We start from the raw sequence: 6,225 nt of genomic DNA, 5'->3' as shown, positions 1-6,225 counted from the left end.
GTTCTTTTGTCCATAATCCCATGTGTGCTCCCCAACCTTCCTATATATCTATTTTAATAGATTTGGGAGTTTACACAATCTATTTTACAGACTCCCCTGTGACACCAGCAAAGCGATGGTTGTGTCGATCTGCGCCTTCTTCAGCCAGTTTAGTGCTACCTTCAAATTCATGTACATGTCTCTGTACTCGAGTGGAAGGTGTTTTTTTCTTCTTTATTATGTTTTTGGGCTTCTGCATTCGCTACACGCCTCCTTAATATGATGTGATTTCTCAACATCATATTAAGGTAAACCTATATAAGTGCTACGTAACTGACATTCAACGAATGCTATGTACATTTTATATTCTACACAACAGCTGTCATTTTTTTGCTTCTGACTCTCCTTTTCATGTAAAATAGACTTATCATAAATAAATTTAATTATAGGAGAACACCAATTGAAAGAACTTGAAAACAGCCCTGTTGTGCTCAATCAGCTTTCTTTACAAGATCTGGGGGCATGGGAATTAGACAATGACCTTTTGCAGCAGTTAAATGAGTGGAAGAAGCTCCCTATGTTATATCAACTGGCTCTCGATGAGCTACAGACGAAGATTAAGCTGATTAAGACAGAATTGAAACAACAAGACGGCTATAGTCCCATTGAACATATTAAGGTCCGGATTAAGGAACCTAAGAGTATTATTGACAAGATGAAACGCAAGGGGTATAGCCTTACCGTAGAGAATATGCTAATTAATATTCACGATATTGCTGGAATGCGTATTGTATGTGCCTTTGTCAAAGATATTTACCGATTGCTGGAACATTTCCAGCAGCGTTCCGACATCCGCGTACTGGAAGTCAAAGATTATATTAAGCATCCTAAACCTAACGGATATCAGAGTCTACATGTCATTCTCGCAGTTCCTATGGAGTCGCTTGAAGGGACGCGTTGGATCAAGGTTGAGATTCAGTTAAGAACGTTAGCTATGGATTTCTGGGCAAGTATGGAACACATCCTATTCTACAAGTATGATAAGCAAGTTCCACCCCATGTACTTGATGAATTGAAAGAAGCTGCTGTGGCTGCTGAAGCACTCGACCAGAAGATGCTCAGAATTCAGAAAGAAATTCTTACCCAATCTCAAGAGACGTTACAGAACAACGTGATCATGATAAGCGACAAAAGACCCGACAAAAACACCTGATAAGTACTTCCTTATATTAAAAAAGCAGTTATCTTCTACTTTCTAGAAGATAACTGCTTTTTTATCGAACTATATAAGAGGTTAAACGTTCATGAATACTACTGCAATATCGACAACCGAAGCAGAACCTTTGGAACGAGATGAATTCGTTTAACTACAACTTAATATTGGCATCATCAAAATATTCCTCTGCCGTTAACGCACTAGCTGCCAGATCAGTCGCGAGATCTCTACCTATGTAGCGGATATGCCAGGGTTCATATACATAACCTGTTATTTCTTCTTTACCTTCGAGATAACGAATAATGAAGCCGAACTCTGCTGCATGCTCTGCTAACCACTTACCTTCTACAGACTCTCCGAATACTTCCTCAATCGCATTATTCACACTTGGACTTGATACATCCATTGTTAGACCGGTCTGATGTTCACTCATTCCTGGAACGGCACTTACACGAGAAGCATATTCTTCCCCCTTCGTGCGGACGTTGTTCTCATAAATAGACTTTTGGCGAGCATAGGAACGGTACCCAGATACCGCACGTAATTCAATGCCATCTGACTTCGCTTCTGCGAACAGTTCCTCTAAGGCCTCTGCTGCTTCTTTGCGCAGTTGACGCTTCTCATGAGGTTCATCGAAGGAAAAAGGGACGTTCGGCTCTACTAAATCGTTCGGTTCATAACCATCAGGAAGACTGCGCTGCTTATTCACAATTACGGTAACAGCCTCTGGATTGGTTACAATGGTACGCCCACCACTCCCTTGCTCTATCGTAGCTTGCAATGAACTCTCACTTCGCTTAGCCATAACCGTAGTAGCTTGTCCCTCTAGCTGGCCCTCCACAGATTCGTTCCCTTGGCTATTACCTGGAGATTGCAGAGCTTGTCCTTCTCCCTGAGCCTCCACAGACTCATTCCCTTGACTTTCAGCGGGAGATTGCAGAGCTTGTCCTTCCTGCTGTGCTGAGCCTTCCGTATCTGATTCACAACCTGCTAATAGCATAGCAGGTAGGATCAAAGCAGCGAATACCCCCCATCTCCAGTTTTTCGACTTTCTTATGTCTGAATTCATCTTGAATCTCCTTTCAATGAAGTTTAACTCTCCATTATTATTCCATCCATTTACGGCGTAGTTTCTCTGCATTGTCCGACGTTTTTTTCATAACCATTCGAAGTACTTTCGGCACTGCTACAGTTTCTTGAAGCAATGGTGTCCAATCATCAGGAACGATCTTCTCATCCAGTACAGGAGTTAGACGAAGGCTGAAATTCTGGAAGAGTGGCCCCGGTTCATGTAGTCGTCCTTGCTCTACAGATTCCGACAGCCATTCCCCAGGAGATGGACCACTTCTGCCCTTCTCCTGTACTAAAGAAGCCTCCATTACTGCAATATTCTGATTGTGGGTGGACATGCTAGATGCCCAAGATCCGAATACCACAGTTAATATTTCACTTCGTTTCAATCCCATTAGCGTTAACCGTTGCACGGGGTCTGCAGATAAGTTTCGCTGCGCGTATTCACGAAATTCCTCCACATGAAGACAGTTCGCTTCTCCGCAAGAGCAGGTTGCAGGTAACATTATTAATTCTACAACTGTTGGCAATAACTCTTCAATCCACGGCACTACGGAACCTCGTAACAGACAATACAAATCCTGTGGAACACTTTTTAGACCTATAAGAATATCTTCTTTCGTCACTACAGATATTGGCGCCACGGGTATACTCACATCATAACTCATTGGCTGTTCAATCGATGGATTGAGCGCACCTGTGATTGTCCCCTTTAGCATGCCAGGGTGGATATCCATTGTTATTTCTTCCATTTCTGCCACCGTAGCCCTCCTAGCCTCTATGCCCAAAGTGTGCGTTCCTTTTCTCCACTTGCATGAGACTCCATATCGCTTCCTAAATGAAGTTCATTTACTACATCCAATCCTCACCTTGAAGAGCAATAAGATCTCGTAGCTCATTATCAGACATCTCTGTAAGCCATGTTTCACCAGAACCTACTACCTGTTCGGAAAGTGATTTCTTATGCTCAATGAGCTCATCAATTCGTTCCTCAAGTGTTCCCTGACAGATCAATTTGTGTACTTGGACGTTCTTATTCTGTCCAATTCGAAATACTCGGTCCGTTGCTTGATTCTCCACAGCAGGATTCCACCAACGATCATAATGCAATACATGATTTGCACGGGTTAGGTTGAGTCCTACGCCTCCGGCTTTTAGAGAAAGTACGAAGAACGCAGAGCCCTCTTCCTCTTGGAAATTACGGACCATTTCGTCTCGTTCTTGTTGTGGAACTCCACCATGCAGAAAGGCAGGAGCCTTGCCATACCTAGCAGCCAAACGAGATACGATTAGGTGCCCCATCCCTACGTATTGCGTAAATATGAGCGCGGATTCCCCATTCTCAGCAATGTTATCCAGCAACTCCAGTAGACGTTCCATTTTGCCAGAAGCTTCTTGTTTCGTAGCCCTGTGTTCTTCCTTACCTAGCAACTGAGGGTGATCACAGATCTGCTTGAGCTTAGTTAGTGAGGATAGTACTAGACCTTTCCTTGCGATCCCTGATTGTTGCTCGATCTGAACCAGCATTTGATCCACCACAGCTTGATACATCGCCCCTTGAACATCGGTCAACGTACAATAGGATTTCAGCTCAATCTTCTCTGGAAGATCTTTGCGTATATCTGGATCGCTCTTGAGTCTGCGCAACATGAACGGAGCCACCAACTTATGCAACTCCTGTAGGCGTCCAGCATCGCCTTCACCTGATGTATATCGATGGCGGAAGGAAGACGATGTGCCCAGGTAACCTGGGTTAAGAAATTGAAAAATAGACCATAGTTCACCTAAACGATTCTCAACAGGCGTTCCCGTCATAGCTATGCGGTGGGGTGCAGATAAGCGCATCACACTTTGTGCCTGTTTAGTACGGTAATTTTTAATATATTGGGCTTCATCCAGTACAATAGACTCCCAAGATACTTGAGCTAGATCCACACTATCTCTACCTGATAAATGATATGTCGTAAGAATAACATGATGTTTCGTGGTCTGTTCTAGGAACTGTTCTCCATGAAGCCTACGGTTCCCATGATGGATGTAAAGCGACAAATCAGGTCCGAACCGTTGTATTTCTCGTTGCCAGTTCCCAAGCAGCGATGTAGGACACACAATAAGTACTGGACCCGATTCTTTCGTCATCCGCTCTAACAAGCATGTAATCACTTGTATGGTTTTACCGAGACCCATATCATCGGCTAGACACACTCCGAAGCCTAAATCTCGCATCGCTGAAAGCCACTGAAATCCTCGTTCTTGATAAGGACGCAACACACCATGAAGTAGGGGTGGAACTTCCCTAGCTGGAATTCGACGTGAACTATTCCCCTCTAATAGAGAAGATAGCATCCCGACAGTCTCCACACCCATGACCGCGAGACCCTTCCACATTCGATCATCGCCATCTCCAGCGGCCAAATGCATCCAATCGGACATTTCCATTTGACCCTTCTCGTGCCGCTTAATATAACGTAATACTTGTCTAATCTCCTTAAGATCTACCTCAATCCATTCACCACGAAATTGCGTATAAGGCATATCAGCTTCTGCAAGGATAGCCATTTCCTCTCGAGTAAGTATTACCCCACCGAGGGCTGCTTCTACCTCAAAAGAGACAAGATGCTCCATCCCAAGCGCTGAGGGCATTCCCTCACTACTTTCAGGTTGCAACATTTTTAAGCTCAATCCAACCCGGCGCCGTTCACTACTCCAACGTGAAGGCAACTGAATGCTCACACCTACTTCTTGTAGCAAAGGTACCGAACGTCGGACAAAGTCAAACAATTGTTCTGGAGATAGCAGCATCCCCTCCGGAGCGGGGCTCATGAGTGACTCCTGAATCTCCAAGCAAATCTCTCCAGCAGCGCCTAATACAAGTAAGAATTGCTCCTGTAACGCTTCATAGGTCTTACCTCGTACGTCCAGATCAGATTGGGATCTCCCCCAGACGAAATGAGCGGGTAACCAAGTCCCATAGTCATCTTGAATCTCAGCCCAATAAGACACATACCATCGCTGCTCTTCCTCCAGCATTCGTGGCTCCATACGTAGACCTAAATTGAGTTGCCCCTTCTGCTGAGGTTGATCCTCGTCATTTCCGATGTATGGGACAGAAGTATTGCCTATACTGGCTACAACACTTCTTAGCTCTCCAATCTCATCTGCGGAACCCTGGATCGGAAGATCACGACTTGACGTCAGAAGTCCGTTCCACCACAACTCCGCAAGCGGCGAATATCCACGGCGATAGTTGCCAATATAACGAGAAAGTTTCCCCTCCATACCTTGTAATACATCTTTGACTTCATGGTGAATAATACCACTCAAGAATGAGTGCAGCACTGCTGCTCCAGCGTCTTCTTTCGACTCCAATCCAGCAAATGCAGGAACGCTCAATGCCAGTGGAGGTAGTGCGCTTGCAAGCTGCAAGAAACGTTCTTCATCCGATTTCTCTGTCATCCTTGGCTTCCAGTGAGCGGTGACTACCTGTTCGCTTTTTCTGCGAGAGCCCACTGTGATAAGCGGTTCAGTACCCGGGGCAATCTGTCCATGCAGTAGAAACTCTAACGCATATTGTGCTGTCTTCACCCAATAGCGCATCTCAGCACCAGTCTGAATACCCTGCGCTAATAGTGTCTCCTCATCCCATGCAAGCAACATCAAAAAAGCATCCTGTACAGACAGCGCTAACCCTTCTAGTGTTCTGCCCATCAATTGACGCCTCTCACCACGTCGGTTCACCTTCGGACTCGAAGTCGGAGATGGATAACGTAGCTCAGCTAATCGAAGTGTAGCATTTGCAAAAGGACGGAATCCGCCCTTTAGTTCAAGTTGTCTCACAACCCGGCTCCAAGCATCTACTCTAGGCTCAGATACCTCACCGGAAAAGCAAAAAAATACGTCACCTAGCCATACGCCATATAGCGGTTGATTCATCGTTGTCTCCTGTCGTTCTGCGCTCA

Annotated in this window: 4 protein-coding genes and 1 pseudogene; 1 reads left to right on the top strand and 4 read right to left on the bottom strand. The window is 45.0% G+C overall.

All coding sequences use genetic code 11. From position 1 onward, the window contains the following. Positions 1 to 85 precede the first annotated feature (85 nt). A pseudogene (locus J2T13_RS23535) lies at positions 86 to 238 on the bottom strand (YmaF family protein); the annotation flags it as partial. A 186-nt stretch (positions 239 to 424) separates the two neighbouring features. On the opposite strand from J2T13_RS23535, the gene J2T13_RS23530 reads away from it, so the two are divergent. Next, a complete protein-coding gene (locus tag J2T13_RS23530; RefSeq protein WP_429374865.1) occupies positions 425 to 1,192 on the top strand; it encodes a GTP pyrophosphokinase in 768 nt (255 codons plus the stop codon). Between the two features lie 154 nt (positions 1,193 to 1,346). On the opposite strand, the gene J2T13_RS23525 is transcribed toward J2T13_RS23530, so the two are convergent. The 3 genes from J2T13_RS23525 to J2T13_RS23515 form a co-directional block, all read right to left on the bottom strand. Continuing rightward, positions 1,347 to 2,264, bottom strand: a complete 918-nt coding sequence (locus J2T13_RS23525; RefSeq protein ID WP_429374859.1) for a M15 family metallopeptidase — start codon at positions 2,262 to 2,264, stop codon at positions 1,347 to 1,349. A gap of 37 nt (positions 2,265 to 2,301) precedes the next feature. Then, on the bottom strand, positions 2,302 to 3,027 hold the full coding sequence (locus J2T13_RS23520; RefSeq protein ID WP_429374857.1) for a hypothetical protein: 726 nt from the start codon (positions 3,025 to 3,027) through the stop codon (positions 2,302 to 2,304). 91 nt (positions 3,028 to 3,118) lie between these two features. Beyond that, the gene (locus J2T13_RS23515) at positions 3,119 to 6,199 is read right to left on the bottom strand and encodes a DEAD/DEAH box helicase (RefSeq protein ID WP_429374863.1); all 3,081 of its coding nucleotides are present in this window, start codon (positions 6,197 to 6,199) and stop codon (positions 3,119 to 3,121) included. Between the last annotated feature and the right edge of the window lie 26 nt (positions 6,200 to 6,225).

It is taken from the genome of Paenibacillus sp. DS2015 (genome assembly GCF_050433705.1).
Lineage (GTDB): Bacteria > Bacillota > Bacilli > Paenibacillales > Paenibacillaceae > Paenibacillus_AQ.
The sequence above is the reverse complement of the archived record's forward strand: the minus strand, read 5'-3'. Positions and strand labels throughout refer to the sequence as shown.

Bases quoted from the DNA above. Each gene is read 5' to 3' on its own strand.
- J2T13_RS23525 (WP_429374859.1), bottom strand. From the start codon at position 2,264: ATGAATTCAGACATAAGAAAGTCGAAAAACTGGAGATGGGGGGTATTC.
- J2T13_RS23515 (WP_429374863.1), bottom strand. From the start codon at position 6,199: ATGAATCAACCGCTATATGGCGTATGGCTAGGTGACGTATTTTTTTGC.